Here is a 13,437-nt window from a genome sequence, read left to right on the forward strand (position 1 = left end):
CTATCCGGAGCGTGATCCCGAGGTCGACCGGTCCGCACGGGCCGCGTCGTCGCTCCCGGACGGGCGCGCCGATCCGGACGACGACCCGGACGACCCGCTGCGCTCCCCGGCCGACACACCGCTGCGCGACTCATCGGAAGGCCCTGACCTGCCGTTCCGCCCCTTGGCGGAGTCGCCGGACGGCGCGGGCGCCGGCCGGACCGCGCTGACCTTGACCGTCTCGGACACCTCGTCGGCCGCGGCCTTCGCCGCCGGCTCGGCCTTCGCCGTGGGCGTGTCACCCGGCGTGTCCGACCCGCTCGCGGGCGGGGTGGCGCTCGACTTTTCAGCCGATCCGGTGTCCCCGGATCGCTTCGCCGGGGACAGCGCGGAGACCGCGGACACGGCGACCGTGCGGTCCGGTTCCACCTGCCGCGCAGACGGTTCGGGCTTCTCGGCGTCCTCATCGGACGACGCGAGCGGAACCATCGCGGTGGCCGGCTCGGCGTCCTCGTCGGGCTCCGGACGGCTCTCGCCCCGGTTCTCGGCGCGGTTCTCGGTGCGGTTCTCGGCGCGGGTCTCGGCGCGGGTCCCGGTGCGGTTCTCGGCGCGGGTCTCGGAGGCCGGCCGGAAGAGGTCGCCGGGCGCCGAGCCGGACTCGGGACGACGGACGGCAGTGGTCTCCTCGGCCGCCGACGCCGACCCAGGCGACGACGCGCCCTGCGACCCGGCGGTCCCACCCGGAGCCCCGGAGGACGAGGACGGCGCCGCACCCGGCAGCGGCTGGGCGGCGGGTCCCGCGGCCGGACCCTCGGCCGGCGCAGGTGCGGGCTTCGGACGCGGGCTCGGCCGCACGGGCCGATCGGTGCGCGCGTCCTCGCCCGTCGACGGCGAGGACGCGCCGGACGACGGCGGCGTGACGGCGAACCGCGCGGTCGGGGCGCCGAGCAGGCCCTCGAGCTGGCCGCGGAGGCGGGTCAGCTCGGCCACGACGGCGTCGCGCTGCCGGCTCAGCTCGGCGAGCTCGGTGCGCGCGTTCTCCTGCTCCTTGCGCAGCGACTCGGTCTCGGCCCTGGCCTCGCGACGGGCCGACGTGCGGATCTCCTCGGCCTCCTCCTCCGCGGCCTGCAGGATGCTCTGCATGCGGTCGGTGAAAGAGCCGATCATGTCCGGCGACTCGGGTCCGCCCGGGCGCGGACGCGGTGTGGGACGCGGGCGGGCACCCGGCGGCGGTCCCGGCTGTGGGCCCATCGGCCCCCCGGGTCCCATCGGGCGCGGCCCAGGGCCCATGCCGGGCTGCGGCCCCACGGCAGGGAAGGGATGGCTGCGGGCGGCGTCCAGGTCGGCGCGCATGCGCGCGAGGACCCGCTGCAGGCGCGCCACGTGCTCGTCGACCTGCCTGCGGTCGTAGCCGCGGAGCACGACGTCGAACCGCGGGGCACCGAGCGAGCGCTCACCCCCGTCAGCCGTCATGTCCCGACCCTTTCCGTCGTCGCCCCACCGCTCACTTCGCCGAGGGTAGGGAGATCCGTACTCGCGTTCAGAAGCGTTCACCCTAACGGAGCACGACTCCACCCGGCCAGTCGACTTGCGACAGCAGCCCGTGGAGCACTCACCCTCGCCACGGTCCCACGCCCGTCGACGCGCCTACCATCAGGGCCGTGGACACCTCGCTCAAGTCGACGCTGCACCGGCGCGGTCTGCGGATGACACCCCAGCGCCAGCTGGTGCTCGACGCGGTCCGCGAGCTGGGCCACGCCACGCCCGAGCAGATCTGCACGCAGGTACAGCGCGCGGCGCCGGCGGTGAACATCACCACCGTCTACCGCACGCTCGACCTCCTCGAGGAGCTGCGGCTCGTCCGGCACACCCATCTCGGGCACGGCGCGCCGACCTACTCGGAGCGGGCGCACGAGCACGTCCACCTCGTGTGCCACCACTGCGGCGCGGTGAGCGAGGCGCCCACGGCACTGATGGACGAACTGGCGGACCGCCTGCGCGAGCGGGAGGACTTCGAGCTCGACGTCACGCACGTGGCGCTCTCGGGGCGGTGCGCGACCTGCCGCGAGGCCGATCTGAAGGCGTCCCAGGAACTCGGAGAGAAGGAGGCGCGCGCGTGACCGAGGGACCCGAGGCGACCGTCGAGCAGCCGGACCCCGACGCCGCAGTTCCCGCGCACCGCGGCGACCCGCTGGCCGAGCAGCGCGCGATGGCCCGCTCGGCCGCGGTCGTCGACCGCTCCCACCGCGGCGTTATCGCGGTGCCCGGCGAGGACCGGCTGAGCTGGCTGCACCTGTTGCTGAGCCAGCACGTCAGCGAGCTGCCGGAGGGTGCGGGCACCGAGGCGCTGATCCTCGACGCGCAGGGTCGGGTGCTGCACCACGCGGTGGTCTCGCACGCCGGCGACACGGTCTGGCTCGACACCGAGCAGGCCGACCTGGCCGAGCTGCTGGCCTACCTGCAGAAGATGGTGTTCTGGTCGAAGGTCGAGCCGCGGGACGCGACCGACGAGCTCGCCGTGCTGTCCGTGGTGGGTCCGGACACGGCCGCGGCACTCACCGCGGCCGGCCTCCCGGTGCCCGAGGGCGCCTACGCCAGCGCCGCGCTGCCCGAGGGCGGGCTCGTCCGGCGCATGCCCTGGCCCGGGCCCGACGCCGCCGACGTGCTCGTCCCCCGCGCCGAGCGCGACGCGTGGTGGGCGCGGCTCACGGCCGCCGGTGCCCGTCCGGCCGGGACGATGGCCTTCGAGGCGCTCCGGGTCGAGTCCCGTCGCCCCCGCGTCCACCTCGACACGGACGGGAGGACGATCCCGCACGAGGTCGACTGGATCCCGTCGGCCGTGCACCTCACCAAGGGCTGCTACCGCGGCCAGGAGACGGTCGCGCGCGTCGCGAACCTCGGGCGCCCGCCACGCCGGCTGGTGCTGCTGCACCTCGACGCGGGCGACGAGGAGCTGCCGGTGACCGGCGACCCCGTCCTCAAGGACGGGCGACCCGTCGGGCGTGTGGGCAGTGTCACACAGCACCACGAGCTGGGTTCGGTGGCGCTGGCGCTCCTCAAGCGGTCGGTGCCCGCGGACGCCGAGCTGGTCGCCGGGACCGAGGAGCGGGCCTCGCCCGCGGCCATCGACCCGGACTCCTACGCGGCCGACGACGGCGCCCCGCCGCCCGGGCGCGCGGCGCAGCTGCGGGTCCGCTAACCGTCCCGCTGACGGGCGGCGACCCGGCCCCAGAAGTCGCGCAGCCGGCCGTAGCACTCGGTGGCCTCGTCGAGGTCTCCCGCGCGCAGCAGCCGCAGCGCCCGCTGGACCTCGCCCGCCGAGTCGTCGGCGCGCAGGGCGGCGTCGTCGACGAGGTCAACGAGGCCGCCGTAGTCCAGCTCGACGATCGACGTCCGGTCGAACCGCTCCAGCCAGCCGCGGGTCTCGGCAAGCACCTCCGCGGGCCCGTCGTCGCCGAGGGCGCCGCGCACGACGCGCTCGGCCTGCCCGGCGCGGCCGAGCGCCTTGGCGATCGGCACCCGCCACCAGACGCGGCGCTGCGCATCCAGCCTGACCTGCCGTTCCTCCGGGTCGACCAGGGCGAACCAGGGCAGCGGGACGGTCCACGCGGCCGTCACGACGTGGGCCGCGGAGTCCCCGAGCTCGGCCACCGCACGCTCCGCCCGGCGCCGCGCCGCGGCCTCGGGCACCACGAGCGCCGACGACCGCAGCACCGGGTCCTCCTCGGCCAGGAAGCCCAGCACGGCCGCCCCGGCGCGCGGCCGGGTGTCGAGCGGGCAGACGAACGGTTCGCCGCCCTCGCCCCCGAGGACCAGGACGTCGACCGGGGCACCCGCCCCGCCGCCGGCGTCGCCCGGCAGGAGCCGCCCGCGCAGCATCGCCCGCAGGCACAGCTCGCGCTCCCGGCGGCCCGCCCTGTCCGGCCGGACGGCCCCGCGCGCGAGCCCCGCCCGCACCGCGGCGCCCGACGCGCCGTCGAACGCGCGCAGCGGCTCGTAGACCCGCAGGTAGGAGAGGAACGGCGACGGCACGGTCCGAGATCCTTCCGCACCCGCCCGCCCGCCGGACACGCCCTCCGCGTGATCGCACCGCGGAGTGCGCGCGGGACCGCGTACCGAGTTCGGTCACACCGTCGATGCCACGTCGCACGCTCGCGCTATCGCACGGTACTGTGGAGCCCAGGACAGTGATGACACAGACGGGGCCGCCGAGACATCCGGCCGCCCCTTCCCTGTTGTAAGGGGGACCAGCCATGGGGCGCGGACGAGCCAAGGCCAAGCAGACGAAGGTGGCCCGAGCGCTCAAGTACAGCTCCCCCACGATGGATCTCGATGCATTGCAGCGGGAGATCGGCAGTGGGACGGCGGTAACCGACGACGACGAGTCGTACGACGAGTACGCCGAGCGCTACGGGTCGTACGCCGACGACGAGGACGACGAGCGCCGCTAGCGCGGTCCTCCCGCCCACCGCCGGGGCGGGCTGTTCGGCACCACCGGACGTCACGACGCATTCCCTCCCACCCGCCTCCGGACGGGTGGGAGGCGTCCGTCAGGGCCGGTGGCGCCTCTCGCACGGCCCCTCGGGGACGTGAGCCTTCCCACGGTCGCCCCATCGTTCCCGAGCGGAGGACGCGCCCGGGCGTCGGCCACGCTGCGCCGTCATCGGACTCCTGTGCAGGTCAGCGCACCTGCGGAGATGCCCGCCGACCCGGCGACCGGGCGTACCGCCCGCCCTGCGGCGACCGATCTTCACCCGATAGCCTCACGCCGACGAGAAGGCGGTGAGGGATGCGCGGGAACCTGTTCGCGGTGGCGGTCGACCTGGTGGTGCTGACCGTGCGCCACGACCAGCTCAACGTGCTGCTCGTCCGGCGTGGGGAGCGGCCCTACGAGAGCCACTGGGCGCTGCCCGGCGGGTTCGTCCGGGCGGACGAGGACCTCGGCGACACGGCCGCGCGGGAGCTGGTCGCGCAGACCGGGGCGGCCACCCAGGGCGCGGTGCAGGGGCACCTCGAGCAGCTGGGCGGGTACGCGGCACCGGACCGGGACCCCCGCGGGCGGGTGCTCAGCATGGGTTATCTGGCGCTGCTGCCGGACGTGCCGGACCCCGAGCCCACCGGCGGACCGACGGCGGCGTTCCTGCCCGTCGAGGACGTGTACGGGCTGGCCTTCGACCACGACACGATCCTCGCCGACGGTGTGGAGCGGGCGCGGGCGAAGCTGGAGTACACCACGCTGGCCGCAGCCTTCTGCCCCCCGGAGTTCACCGTGACCGACCTGCGCCGGGTCTACGAGGCCGTGTGGCGCACCGAGATCGACCCGCGCAACTTCCAGCGCAAGGTCACCTCCACGCCCGGTTTCCTCATCCCGACGGCCACCCGGGTCACCGGGGGCCGCGGCCGGCCACCGCAGCTCTTCCGCCGCGGCCCGGCCACCGCGCTGCACCCGCCGATGCTGCGGGAGCCCGTCGCCCTGGCCCACGCGACCACCTGAACCAGCAGCTCAGGAGGGGTCGTGAGCGCGAACTGCCGCTCTAGGGGCAGTTCGCGCGCACGGGTCAGAAGCGGGGGTGCTCGCCCACCAGCTGCACCCGGGACCCGACCCCGCCCGAGGCCTCGCCCTCGGCGCGCCGGACGTCGCCGAGCACCCAGGCCGGCACGTGCCGGGCGGTGAGGACGGCGAGGGCGCGGTCGACGTCGTCCGGCGGAAGGACCGCCACCATGCCGACGCCCATGTTGAACGTCTTCTCCATCTCGCCGCGCTCGACCCGGCCGCGGCCCTGGATCAGCTTGAACACCTGGTCCGGCGTCCAGGACCCGCGGTCGGCGACGGCCACCAGGCCCTGGGGAAGCACGCGCTCGAGGTTGCGGGCCAGCCCGCCGCCGGTGATGTGCGCGAACGTCCGCACCCCGGTCTCCGCGGCCAGCGCCAGGCAGTCCCGGGCGTAGATGCGGGTGGGGTTCAGCAGCTCCTCGCCGAGGGTGTGGCCGAACTCCTCGACGTGCCCGTCGAGCGGCATGCGCGCGATGTCGAGCAGCACGTGCCGGGCCAACGAGTAGCCGTTGGAGTGCAGGCCGGAGGACTCCATCGCGACCAGCACGTCCCCGGGGCGGACCCGCTCGGGCCGCAGCATGGCCTCGGCCTCGACGATCCCGATCCCGGTGGCCGACAGGTCGTACCCGCCGGCCTCCATCAGGCCCGGGTGCTCGGCCGTCTCGCCGCCGAGCAGCGCGCACCCCGCCTGCTGGCAGCCCTCGGCGATGCCCTTGACGATCGTCGCCACCTGCGTGGGCACCAGCTTGCCGACGGCGATGTAGTCCTGCAGGAACAGCGGCTCGGCGCCGCAGACCACGAGGTCGTCGACCACCATCGCGACCAGGTCGAGGCCGATGGTGTCGTGCTTGTCCATGGCCTGCGCGATGGCGACCTTGGTCCCCACGCCGTCCGTGGACGCGGCCAGCACCGGCTCGGTGTACTTGCCGAGCTTCGGCGCGAACAGCCCGGCGAACCCGCCGATCCCGCCCAGGACCTCCGGGCGCGTGGCCTTCTCGGCGTACGGCCGGAGCTGCTCGACGGCCTCCTCACCCGCCTCGATGTCCACGCCCGCGGCGGCGTAGCTGGCGTGCGGGTCCTGCTCGGGGGTCGACGGGGAGGTCGGCATGGGTCGGGCTCTCGTTCCTGGAGGGAGGTCTCGGACACGGGGGCACCCGCGTCCGCCGGGTCGGCGGGCGTGCGCCGCCCCGGCCGCCCGGCCCGCGGTCGCGGGCCGGGCCGCACAGGCCTCAGGGCCTGTTCAGGGCTTCCGCAGCACCGTAGCCGACGGACAGCGGCGCCGGGGTGTCCCGGGCGTTCTCCCGCAGCGGTCCGGGGTCGCCGGAGGCCGCGCCCGCGGCGTCGAGCGCGGGGGCCTCGAGGAGGTGCTTGCCCAGCCGGGCCTCCTCGGGGAGCGGGATCGGGTACTCGCCGTCGAAGCAGGCGCAGCACAGCCGGCTGCGGGGCTGCTCGCTGGCGGCCACCATGTTGTCCACCGACACGTACGCGAGGGTGTCCGCCCCGATGGAGCGCCGCACGCCCTCGGTGTCCAGCCCGCTCGCGACGAGCTCCGCGCGGCTGGCGAAGTCGATGCCGTAGAAGCAGGGCCAACGCACGGGCGGCGAGGCGATCCGGACGTGCACCTCGAGCGCCCCGGCCTCGCGCAGCATCCGGACGAGCGCGCGCTGGGTGTTGCCGCGGACGATCGAGTCGTCCACCACGACCAGCCGCTTGCCCCGGATGACGTCCCGGAGCGGGTTGAGCTTCAGCCGGATGCCGAGCTGGCGGATGGTCTGCGAGGGCTGGATGAAGGTCCGGCCCACGTAGGCGTTCTTGACCAGGCCCTGGCCGTAGGGGATGCCCGAGCCCTGGGCGTAGCCGATGGCGGCCGGGGTGCCGGACTCGGGGACCGGGATCACCAGGTCGGCCTCGACCGGGGCCTCCTGGGCAAGCCGGCGCCCGATCTCGACGCGCGCGGCGTGCACCGAGCGCCCGGAGATCGAGGTGTCCGGACGGGCCAGGTAGACGTACTCGAAGACGCAGCCCTTGGGCTCCGGCGCGGCGAAGCGCGAGCTGCGCATGCCGTCCGCGTCGATCGCGAGCAGCTCGCCCGGCTCGACCTCGCGGACCATCGAGGCGCCGACGATGTCCAGCGCGGCCGTCTCGCTCGCGACGACCCAGCCCCGCTCCAGCCGGCCGAGGACCAGCGGGCGGACGCCGTGCGGGTCGCGGGCGGCGTAGAGGGTGTTCTCGTCGGCGAAGACGAAGGAGAAGGCGCCGCGCACGCGCGGCAGCAGCCGCATCGCGGCCTCCTCGACGCCGGTGTCGGCGGCGGTGGCGGCGAGCAGCTCGGCGACCAGGTCCGAGTCCGTGGTGGCCTGCACCCCGGAGTCGCGGCCCTTGTCCTGGAGCTTCCCGACCTCCTCCCGCAGCTCCGCGGTGTTCACCAGGTTGCCGTTGTGCCCGAGGGCCAGGCCGCTCCCGGTGGCGGTGGTGCGGAAGACCGGCTGCGCGTTCTCCCAGGTCGTGGACCCGGTGGTGGAGTAGCGGCAGTGGCCGACGGCCAGGTGCCCACGCAACGACGAGAGCGTCTGCTCGTCGAAGACCTGGCTGACCAGGCCCAGGTCCTTGAAGACGACCATCCGGCGGCCGTCCGAGACGGCGATGCCGGCGGCCTCCTGCCCGCGGTGCTGCAGGGCGTAGAGGCCGTAGTAGGTCAGCTTGGCGACGTCCTCCCCGGGAGCCCAGACGCCGAAGACGCCGCACTCCTCCTTGGGGGAGTCGTCGACCGAGGGGTCGGCTTCGTCGGAGGGGGTGTCGGAGTGGACGGGGGTCTCGTTCCGGCTGGAACTCAACGCACTCGCTCCTCGGGGAACTCGGGGTGGCGGCTACTCGATGGTACGCCGCCGCAGGCCCGGAACCCATCGGGCGGGACCGGCGTCACCGAACCACCGGCCCTGGCCGAGGTCGCAGCCGAGCCGCCGGAGCCGCTCCGCCTGCACGTCCGTCTCCACCCATTCGGCCGTGACCTCGAGGCCCAACGCGTGCGCCATCGCGACCAACGAGCCCACGATGCTCTCGTCCACGGGGTCCGGGCTCTCGTGCCGGAGGCCGTCGATGAACGAGCCGTCGATCTTCAGCGCGTGCACCGGCAGCCGGCGCAACCAGGCGAGGCTGGAGTAGCCGGTGCCGAAGTCGTCGAGCGCGAGCCGCACGCCCGCCGCACGCAGCGCGGACAGCGCGTCCATCGTGGCGGGCTCGTCCCCCAGCACCGCCTGCTCGGTGATCTCGAGCTGCAGCCGGTCCGGGGCGAGCCCGGTCTCGGTCAGCAGGGTGACGACCTCCTCGACGAACCCCGGCTCGGGCAGCTGCACCGGCGAGACGTTGACGCTCACGTACGGCGCGTCGACGCCGAGCTCCTCCTGCCAGGACGCCGCCTCCCGGCAGGCCTCCCCCAGCACCCACCGGCCGAGCGGCACGATCGCGCCGCTGCGTTCGGCGAGCTCGATGAACCGGCCGGGCCCGAGCAGCCCCTGCTCCGGGTGCTCCCACCGGACCAGCGCCTCGACGCCGCGCACCGAGCGGTCCGTCAGCCGTACCAGCGGCTGGTAGGCCAGCCGGAACTGGTCCCGCTCGACCGCGCCGCGCAGGGCCGCGACCAACTCGAAGCGGGCCGCCTCGCCGGCGTCGCGCTCGGGGTCGAACACCGCCCGCGTGCCGCCGCCCTGACCTTTCGCCCAGGACAACGCCACACCCGCGGCCCGCTGCAGCTCGGCCGGGCACTCGGAGTCGGTGCCGCCCTCGGCGATGCCGATGCTGGCCGTGACCCCGATCCACCGGCCCGAGACGTGGAAGGGCGCGGCGAGGGCCTGCAGCAGCCGGTCGGCGACCGCCGACACCTCGCCGACGCCCTCGGGGTCGGTGAGCAGCACGGCGAACTCGTCGCCGCCGGTGCGGGTGACCAGGTGCGGGCCGGCCGCGGTGCGCAGCCGGTCGGCCAGCGCGGCCAGCAGCTCGTCGCCCACGGCGTGCCCGTGGATCTCGTTGACCCGGCGGAAGTCGTCGACGTCGATCGCGCACAGCCCCACCCGGGTCGCCGAGCCGGCGAACGCCTGCTGCACGGCCTCCTCGGTGATGTCCCGGTTCGGCAGCCGGGTGAGCCGGTCGCGCGACGACGCCTCGACGAGCCGCGTCCGCAGCCGGTACCGCTCGGAGACGTCCTCGATGACGCCGATGAGGTGGCTCGGCCGGCCCGTGTCGTCCCGGATCAGCGAGCCGGTGACGTGCCCCCAGACGTACATCCGGGTCGGCCCGGCGAACCGGACGTCGATGCTCACGGTGTCCGGCGTGCCGGACACCAGGCGGCGGTAGGCGGCGTCGAAGGCCTCGTAGTCGTCCGGGTGGATGAAGTCGGAGACCGGGCGCGGGAGCGTGGGGCGCTCGAGCATCCCGAGCATGCGGCAGGCGGCCGGGTTGAGGTCGACGACCTCGCCCTCCAGCGTCGCGATCGCGATGCCGACCGGTCCCTGGGTGTAGATCGTGCGGTAGTGCGCCTCGCTCTCCGCGAGCGCCTTCTCGACGTTGCGGCGGGCCCGCAGGGTGGCCCGCATCAGGTCCTCCTGCGCCTGGTGGGCGCGGAACCGCAGGGCGCCGGCGAACCCGGCGGCCAGCTCGTCGAGCGCGAGGGACAGCCGATACCGGTCCCCCGGCGAGGTCAGACCCAGCGCCCCCGGCGCGGCCTCGCGCAGCAGCCGGACCGTGCCGGGCAGGACGTCCTCCGGTGCGGCGCCGACCAGGCCGGCGCGGTCCCCGCAGAAGCCCGACGCGGCCAGGTCCGACCCGATCCCCCGCACGGCCAGCGGCCAGAAGGGCTCGGCCCGCAGCGCGGCCCCCAACCGGGTGACGAACGACGCGAGCACGCCGGCGTCCTCGATCCCGGCGTTCGGCAGCAGCTCGGCCCAGCGCTCCGCGAGCGAGCGGACCTCGGGCCCCGGCTGCTCGCCGAGGATCCCGTCGAGCCCGCCGATCGCGCCGGCCGCGGCCGTCCGCAACAGTCCGGCCGGCAGATCGTCGGGGCCTGGGAGGCTACCCGCTGCCACCACGCAGCCACCTCCCGTCGCCCGTCGGGTCCGTCCGTGTGCCGATCGGGGCAATCTTCGACCTCGGGACGCCGTTTCGCCACCAGTACGGTGCAGGCGTCGCCCGTTCCGGGGACCCGACGAGAGCCCCGGACGGTGGTCCTCAGCGCAGCGGGAGCAGCGCCCCGACCTCCGGGGCACGTGACCCCGAGGCGCTCACGGTGCCCGATCTCACCGCATCCGTCCAGTTCAGACCGCCCGTGGCGAGCGCGAGCCAGGTCCGGGCGTCCGTCTCGACGATGTTCGGCGGGGTGCCGCGGGTGTGCCGCGGCCCCTCGATGCACTGGACCGCGGCGTAGGGCGGGATCCGCACCTCCACGCTCCGCCCGGGGGCCCGCTCGGCCAGCGCGGCCAGGGACTCCTTGACGGCCTCCTTGATCACGCTGCGTGGCGGGGCGGCCCCGCCGGCCAGCCACGCGTCGAGCAGGTCCGGCTCGCTCACAGGGTCTCGGCGCCCGCCCGGGACTCGAAGCCGGCCTCGAACAGCGCCGGCAGGGTGCCCTCCCACGCCGCGCGCAGCTCGGCGAGCGGCAGGGCGGCGAGGTCGTCGATCGCGAGCTCCGCCCCCGACGACTCGGCCGCGCCGACCGTGCCGAGCCGCTCGGCCGGGACGCCCGCCTCCGCCGCCGCGGCGAGCAGCGCGTCGGCCGCCTCGGGGGCGACCGTGACCAGCACCCGCCCGGTGCTCTCGGAGAACAGCGCCACGAACGGGTCGACCGCGAGCGCCGCCGGCAGCGCGACGGCGGCGCCGTGCCCGCCGACCAGGGTGGCCTCGACCAGGGCCTGGGCCAGGCCGCCGTCGGACAGGTCGTGGCTGCCGGTCAGCACGCCGGCCTGCGCGACCAGCAGCTGCGCGAGCCGCTGCTCGTGCGCGAGGTCGACGGCCGGGGGCTCGCCGCCCAGGTGCCCGTGCACCACGTGCGCCCACTCGCTGCCGCCGAGCTCGTCCGCCGTCGACCCGAGCAGGACGACGACGTCGCCCTCGCGGCGGAATCCGGACGGGATGCGGGCGGCCACGTCGTCGATCACGCCGAGCACGCCGACGACCGGGGTCGGCAGGATCGCCTGCGTGCCGGTCTGGTTGTAGAAGCTCACGTTTCCACCGGTCACGGGGATGCCGAGCTGCGCGCACCCGTCCGCCAGGCCGCGGACGGCCTCGGAGAACTGCCACATGACGTGCGGGTCCTCGGGCGAGCCGAAGTTCAGGCAGTTGGTCACGGCGAGCGGCACGGAGCCGGAGGTCGCGACGTTGCGGTAGGCCTCGGCCAGCGCGAGCTGCGCCCCGGCGTACGGGTCCAGGGCCGCGAACCGGGCGTTGCAGTCGGTGGCGACCGCGATCCCGCGGCCGGTGGACTCGTCGACCCGGACCACGCCGGCGTCGGCCGGCTGCGCGGAGGCGGTGTTGCCGCGGACGTACCGGTCGTACTGGTCGGTGACCCAGGCGCGGCTGCACAGGTTCGGCGAGGCGGCCAGGCGCAGGATCTCGGCGCGCAGCTCGGACGGCGCGCTCGGCCGGGGCAGCGCGGCCGGGGTGTTCGCGGCCAGCTCGTCCTGGCCCTTGCCCCGCAGGACCGGCCGCTCGTAGACGGGGCCGTCGTGCGCGACGGTGCGCGGCGGCACGTCGACCACGGTCTCCCCGTGGAAGTCGATGACCAGCCGGTCCCCGTCGGTGACCTCGCCGATCACCGTGGCGATCGTGTCCCACTTGCGGCAGACGGCCATGAACGCCTCGACGTTCTCCGGCGCCACGACCGCGCACATCCGCTCCTGCGACTCGCTGGAGAGGATCTCGGCGGGGGTCATGCCGGTGGCGCGCAGCGGGACGGCGTCGAGGTCGATGTGCATGCCGCCGTCGCCCGCGCTGGCCAGCTCGGAGGTGGCGCAGGAGAGGCCGGCGCCGCCGAGGTCCTGGATGCCCACGACCAGGCCGGCGTGGAACAGCTCCAGGCAGCACTCGATGAGGACCTTCTCGGTGAAGGGGTCGCCCACCTGGACGCTCGGCAGCTTCTTGCGGCCGGTGCCCTCGCCGAAGGTCTCGCTGGCCAGCACCGAGACGCCGCCGATGCCGTCGAGTCCGGTCCGCGCGCCGAACAAGATGATCTTGTTGCCGGCTCCGGAGGCGAAGGCCAGGTGGAGGTCCTCGGTGCGCATCGCGCCCACGCACAGGGCGTTGACCAGCGGGTTGCCGGCGTAGCTGGCGTCGAACACGACCTCGCCGCCGACGTTGGGCAGGCCCAGGCAGTTGCCGTAGCCGCCGACGCCGGCGACCACGCCGGGCAGCACCCGCGCGGTGTCCGGGGCGTCGGCCGGGCCGAAGCGCAGCGGGTCGCCGACCGCGATCGGCCGCGCGCCCATCGCCATGATGTCCCGGACGATCCCGCCCACGCCGGTCGCCGCGCCCTGGTAGGGCTCGACGTACGACGGGTGGTTGTGCGACTCGACCTTGAAGGTGACGGCCCAGCCGTCCCCGATGTCGACCACGCCGGCGTTCTCGCCGATGCCGGCGAGCATCTTCTCCTTCATGGCGGCCGTCGTGGTCTCGCCGAAGTAGCGCAGGTGGACCTTCGAGGACTTGTAGGAGCAGTGCTCGCTCCACATCACCGAGTACATCGCCAGCTCGGCGTCCGTGGGCCGGCGGCCCAGGATCTCGCGGATGCGGGCGTACTCGTCGTCCTTCAGGCCGAGCTCGCGGAACGGCTGCGGCTGGTCCGGCGAGGCCGCGGCGTTCGCGACGGTGTCGATCGGGATGTCGGTGACGGTGCGGGCGTCGAGCTCGGTCACGGGTAC

At 75.0% G+C, this 13,437-nt stretch carries 11 protein-coding genes; 4 read left to right on the forward strand and 7 right to left on the reverse strand.

All coding sequences use genetic code 11. The annotated features are described in order from the left end of the window. On the reverse strand, positions 1–1,452 hold the full coding sequence (locus PKE99_RS13080) for a hypothetical protein (protein ID WP_037049516.1): 1,452 nt from the start codon (positions 1,450–1,452) through the stop codon (positions 1–3). A gap of 188 nt (positions 1,453–1,640) precedes the next feature. On the opposite strand from PKE99_RS13080, the gene PKE99_RS13085 reads away from it, so the two are divergent. Both PKE99_RS13085 and ygfZ read left to right on the forward strand, forming a co-directional pair. Continuing rightward, the gene (locus PKE99_RS13085) at positions 1,641–2,099 is read left to right on the forward strand and encodes a Fur family transcriptional regulator (protein ID WP_037049515.1); all 459 of its coding nucleotides are present in this window, start codon (positions 1,641–1,643) and stop codon (positions 2,097–2,099) included. Next, entirely contained in the window at positions 2,096–3,178 is a 1,083-nt protein-coding gene (gene ygfZ / locus PKE99_RS13090) for a CAF17-like 4Fe-4S cluster assembly/insertion protein YgfZ (protein ID WP_037049514.1), read from the forward strand. Before PKE99_RS13085 ends, ygfZ begins: the two co-directional genes overlap by 4 nt. On the opposite strand, the gene PKE99_RS13095 is transcribed toward ygfZ, so the two are convergent. Further along, entirely contained in the window at positions 3,175–4,011 is an 837-nt protein-coding gene (locus PKE99_RS13095; protein WP_037049511.1) for a DUF8083 family protein, read from the reverse strand. The genes ygfZ and PKE99_RS13095 overlap by 4 nt on opposite strands. Before the next feature lie 221 nt (positions 4,012–4,232). Here PKE99_RS13095 and PKE99_RS13100 point away from each other — a divergent pair, with 221 nt between their 5' ends. Both PKE99_RS13100 and PKE99_RS13105 read left to right on the forward strand, forming a co-directional pair. Next, positions 4,233–4,430, forward strand: coding sequence for a DUF3073 domain-containing protein (locus tag PKE99_RS13100; protein ID WP_037049508.1), 198 nt, complete (start codon positions 4,233–4,235; stop codon positions 4,428–4,430). Between the two features lie 338 nt (positions 4,431–4,768). Further along, the gene (locus tag PKE99_RS13105) at positions 4,769–5,473 is read left to right on the forward strand and encodes an NUDIX hydrolase (RefSeq protein ID WP_037049506.1); all 705 of its coding nucleotides are present in this window, start codon (positions 4,769–4,771) and stop codon (positions 5,471–5,473) included. A gap of 64 nt (positions 5,474–5,537) precedes the next feature. Here PKE99_RS13105 and purM read toward each other — a convergent pair whose 3' ends face one another. The 5 genes from purM to purL all read right to left on the reverse strand — a co-directional run bounded on the left by purM (position 5,538) and on the right by purL (position 13,431). Beyond that, the gene (purM, locus tag PKE99_RS13110) at positions 5,538–6,641 is read right to left on the reverse strand and encodes a phosphoribosylformylglycinamidine cyclo-ligase (protein ID WP_037049504.1); all 1,104 of its coding nucleotides are present in this window, start codon (positions 6,639–6,641) and stop codon (positions 5,538–5,540) included. Positions 6,642–6,762: 121 nt separating this feature from the next. Next, positions 6,763–8,367, reverse strand: coding sequence for an amidophosphoribosyltransferase (gene purF / locus PKE99_RS13115; RefSeq protein WP_037049502.1), 1,605 nt, complete (start codon positions 8,365–8,367; stop codon positions 6,763–6,765). Between the two features lie 33 nt (positions 8,368–8,400). Beyond that, positions 8,401–10,614, reverse strand: coding sequence for a putative bifunctional diguanylate cyclase/phosphodiesterase (locus PKE99_RS13120; RefSeq protein WP_271214878.1), 2,214 nt, complete (start codon positions 10,612–10,614; stop codon positions 8,401–8,403). Between the two features lie 139 nt (positions 10,615–10,753). Then, positions 10,754–11,092, reverse strand: a complete 339-nt coding sequence (locus PKE99_RS13125; RefSeq protein ID WP_037049500.1) for a sterol carrier family protein — start codon at positions 11,090–11,092, stop codon at positions 10,754–10,756. Next, positions 11,089–13,431 carry a phosphoribosylformylglycinamidine synthase subunit PurL gene (gene purL, locus PKE99_RS13130; protein WP_051737856.1) on the reverse strand — a complete coding sequence of 781 codons (2,343 nt, stop codon included), beginning with the start codon at positions 13,429–13,431 and terminating at the stop codon, positions 11,089–11,091. Before purL ends, PKE99_RS13125 begins: the two co-directional genes overlap by 4 nt. Positions 13,432–13,437: the final 6 nt, after the last annotated feature.

The organism is Pseudonocardia halophobica, from assembly GCF_027922425.1.
Lineage (GTDB): Bacteria > Actinomycetota > Actinomycetes > Mycobacteriales > Pseudonocardiaceae > Pseudonocardia > Pseudonocardia halophobica.

Excerpts from the sequence above, each read along its gene's own strand:
- PKE99_RS13105 (WP_037049506.1), top strand. The coding sequence starts at position 4,769 with ATGCGCGGGAACCTGTTCGCGGTGGCGGTCGACCTGGTGGTGCTGACC.
- PKE99_RS13080 (WP_037049516.1), bottom strand. The coding sequence starts at position 1,452 with ATGACGGCTGACGGGGGTGAGCGCTCGCTCGGTGCCCCGCGGTTCGAC.
- PKE99_RS13100 (WP_037049508.1), top strand. The coding sequence starts at position 4,233 with ATGGGGCGCGGACGAGCCAAGGCCAAGCAGACGAAGGTGGCCCGAGCG.
- purM (WP_037049504.1), bottom strand. The coding sequence starts at position 6,641 with ATGCCGACCTCCCCGTCGACCCCCGAGCAGGACCCGCACGCCAGCTAC.